Below are 3634 nucleotides of genomic sequence, written 5' to 3'. Positions count from 1 at the left end.
TGGACACTGGCCCGAAGTTCAGCCGACCGATACCTCCTTCACCTGGCTGTCCTTACTTACTTGGAGCGACCTCGTGTCGCACCTGATCGTTTCAGTATGAGGTTCATAGCCGCGCCGTAGGCAGATGTTGCAGGCCAGTTCCAGCAGGGCCCTGATGGAGATCGGACCGGCGTTCGTAGCGGATGCGGAGTCGGTTGGTCAATGTTCGCTCCACGACCCATCGGGTGCGGCCCAGCCCGGATCCGTGAGGGGCTCCTCTACGGGCGATGACTGGCTTGATGCCCCGCCGCCAGAGTTGGTGGGGTCGATCGGGCGGCCCGTGGGAGTGTTGAACACGTAGCCGGTCTCCAGCCAGCCCTCCCCCAGCGCCAGCCCGCTCCTGATTTTGCCGCTGCCGATGGCCTTCCAGCGAGTGAGGAACTCGGTGGGGAGGGCGATGCGGCCTTGGGACTTGGTGGTCTTGGCAGGGAGGGTGGTCAGGCCGCGGCAACGGACCCGCCGCCCGCTGCAGCATCGCCCCGCCGGGTGGCCGTGGTGTTCGACGGCTGTGCAGTACGCGGTCCCTGTGTCCGGCCGCCGGATCCGTGATGGCCTTCCCGAGGGGTCTGGCCGAGGTGAGCCCCAATACGCGCGGTGACCGGCTCGTCGGGATCTCATGCTGCCTGGTCGGTGCTGCAACGAAAGGGGGCCGAACGCTGCAGCGGTTGCCGTGGTCCTGCGTGTCGGGCCGAGAACAACGACACGCTCCGGTTGCTCCATTGGGGTCGGACCGTCACACCAGTGGCCGCATTCTGGCCGATGAGGGCGGCAGCCCTGCCCCTGGCGCAGCAAGGATGGCGGCTGACTGACGACGCGAACCGCGAGCATCGGGAGACACCTACTTGTGAGCATCCTCAACGAACCCCATGGTGCCGCGGCAGCTGAGGAGTCGTACGCGAACGAGCTGCCGGTCCGGCGCAGGCGGCCCGGCAATGTCGTGGTGAAGTGGCTGACGACCACCGACCACAAGACCATCGGAACGCTGTATCTGACGACGTCGTTCGCGTTCTTCCTGATCGGCGGCGTGCTGGCGCTGATGATGCGTTCGGAGCTGGCCCGGCCGGGCCTGCAGATCATGTCGAAGGAGCAGTACAACCAGGCGTTCACGATGCACGGCGCGATCATGCTGTTGATGTTCGCGACGCCGCTGTTCGCCGGTTTCACGAACTGGATCATGCCGCTGCAGATCGGTGCACCGGACGTGGCGTTCCCGCGGCTGAACATGCTCGCCTACTGGCTGTACCTGTTCGGCTCGACCATCGCGGTCGGCGGCTTCCTCACCCCGCAGGGCGCGGCCGACTTCGGCTGGTTCGCCTACACACCGCTGTCGGATGCGATCCATTCGACAGGCATCGGCGCCGACATGTGGATCATGGGTCTGGCCTTCTCCGGCTTCGGCACGATCTTGGGTGCGGTCAACTTCATCACCACGGTCGTCTGCATGCGTGCTCCGGGGATGAACATGTTCCGCATGCCGATCTTCACCTGGAATGTGCTGCTGACCAGCGTCCTGGTTCTGTTCGCTTTTCCGGTCCTGGCCGCCGCGCTGTTCGCCCTGGAGGCGGACCGCAAGTTCGGCGCCCACGTGTACGACGCGGCCAACGGCGGTGCCCTGTTGTGGCAGCATCTGTTCTGGTTCTTCGGGCATCCAGAGGTGTACATCATCGCCCTGCCGTTCTTCGGCATCGTCACCGAGGTCATCCCGGTGTTCGCCCGCAAGCCGATCTTCGGCTACATGGGCCTGGTGGGGGCCACCATCTCGATCACGGGCCTGTCGATCACGGTGTGGGCGCACCACATGTTCGTCACCGGTGGCGTGCTGCTTCCGTTCTTCTCGTTCATGAGCTTCCTGATCGCGGTGCCGACGGGAGTGAAGTTCTTCAACTGGATCGGCACGATGTGGAAGGGCTCCCTGTCCTTCGAGACCCCGATGCTGTGGGCCACCGGCTTTCTGGTCACGTTTCTCTTCGGTGGCCTCTCCGGTGTCATCCTGGCCTCGCCGCCGATGGATTTCCACGTCTCGGACTCGTACTTCGTGGTGGCCCACTTCCACTACGTGGTCTTCGGTACGGTCGTCTTCGCGATGTTCGCCGGCTTCCACTTCTGGTGGCCGAAGATGACGGGCAAGATGCTCGACGAGCGCCTCGGCAAGACCACGTTTTGGACGCTGTTCGTCGGCTTCCACACCACCTTCCTGGTGCAGCACTGGCTGGGTGCCGAGGGCATGCCGCGCCGGTACGTCGATTACCTGGCGGCCGACGGCTTCACTTGGCTGAACACCGTCTCCACGATCGGTTCGTTCCTGCTCGGCCTGTCGATGCTGCCGTTCCTCTACAACGTTTGGAAGACCGCCAAGTACGGCAAGCCGGTCGGCGTCGACGACCCGTGGGGTTATGGCCGTTCGCTGGAGTGGGCGACCTCCTGCCCGCCACCGCGGCACAATTTCCTCACCCTGCCACGGGTCCGCACCGAATCCCCGGCGTTCGACGTGCACCACCCCGAGGTTGCCCAACTCGACTACGAGGATTACCTCAGCAAACACGGCGCGGTGGAAGCGCCGAGACGCGAAAGAGGCCGGCCTTGACATCGTCGAGCCGTGATGGGGCCCGGCTGGACCGGCACAGCGGCACACTCGCCAACGAGGTCGAGGGCTACCTCCTGCTGCAAGCAGAGCGAGAGGTGGCACAGCGCGAGGCCGAAGCCCTCTGCGCGCGCCTGCCCTGGCTCACGAGTGCGCAGGCCGAAGATCTGGCCCGCCACTACATCGAGCAGCGCCTCGGTCTGACACGGCAAGCGCTGCAGGCCACTGCCGACCGGGCCAAGCGCCTGCGCGGAGAATACGAGACCCGCTACGCCACCTTGCGTCGCACCTTGCTCAGACGGCACGCCGTCTGCGCGTGTCTCCTGATCGCCTGTTCCATCGCCGCCATTGCAGGGGCCTGGCTGCCGGCCCGCTGATCCGACCTCCCACGGAAGCACTCCGGCCGGCTGTCTTGCGGAGCACGCGCAGGTTACTCAGGCTGCCGGCCAACCCGCTCGCTACTCTTGCCTTCCTCAGCAGCAGCCCGCTGGCCGGAGTCGTCCTTGCCGTCCTGACCGGCGCTGGGACCAGGGTCCCGGTGTGGCGCTCCCTGATCCGATGGCCGACCGGTTCGACCCCCGCCGGTGCGGACCCTCGGGGCGCGCGAGGGGGGGCTTGCAACTCAGGGATCAACCGAGCCCCTGCCTGGCGGACGTGCTCGGCGTAGGGGCTCGGGTCGCCGAAGGAGAGCATCACGGCCTTGGGGCCGTACTCCGAAAGAGCTCGGAGATGGGGCGCTGCGTCAATCCGGCACGACAGCGCTCTGGGGGGTTGCGACGCCGACTGGGGGCAAGTCACGCCGACGGGCACCACGACCGGCGCTCACTGCGGCGGTTGCCGTGCATCTCGCGCAGCAACAGGTGCGGCATCTCTTGCACCAACTCCCGCAGCATCGGCTGTCCCCATCCAACGATGCGGCCTGAGGTGCCCCGAAGTTTCCGGACAGGGACCCAATAGGATCTCTACGTAAGGAAACGAGAGGCAAGACGTGGCACCACCCAGTAAGTACTCGCC

2 protein-coding genes and 1 pseudogene are annotated in these 3634 nt (G+C 65.8%); 2 read left to right on the top strand and 1 reads right to left on the bottom strand.

From position 1 onward, the window contains the following. Positions 1-151: 151 nt before the first annotated feature. Positions 152-298 (bottom strand): annotated as a pseudogene (locus ACZ3TS_RS42590) (IS5/IS1182 family transposase); the annotation flags it as partial. A 585-nt stretch (positions 299-883) separates the two neighbouring features. On the opposite strand from ACZ3TS_RS42590, the gene ctaD reads away from it, so the two are divergent. After that, positions 884-2623: an aa3-type cytochrome oxidase subunit I gene (gene ctaD / locus ACZ3TS_RS42585; protein WP_467628523.1), complete on the top strand. Its 1740-nt coding sequence runs from the start codon at positions 884-886 to the stop codon at positions 2621-2623. Further along, a complete protein-coding gene (locus ACZ3TS_RS42580; protein ID WP_467628521.1) occupies positions 2620-2997 on the top strand; it encodes a hypothetical protein in 378 nt (125 codons plus the stop codon). The genes ctaD and ACZ3TS_RS42580 overlap by 4 nt, the downstream gene beginning before the upstream one ends. Positions 2998-3634: the final 637 nt, after the last annotated feature.

The organism is Streptomyces sp. NPDC022910 (assembly GCF_055561075.1).
Note: the sequence above shows the minus strand (reverse complement) of the source record. Positions and strands in the feature narration are given on the sequence as shown.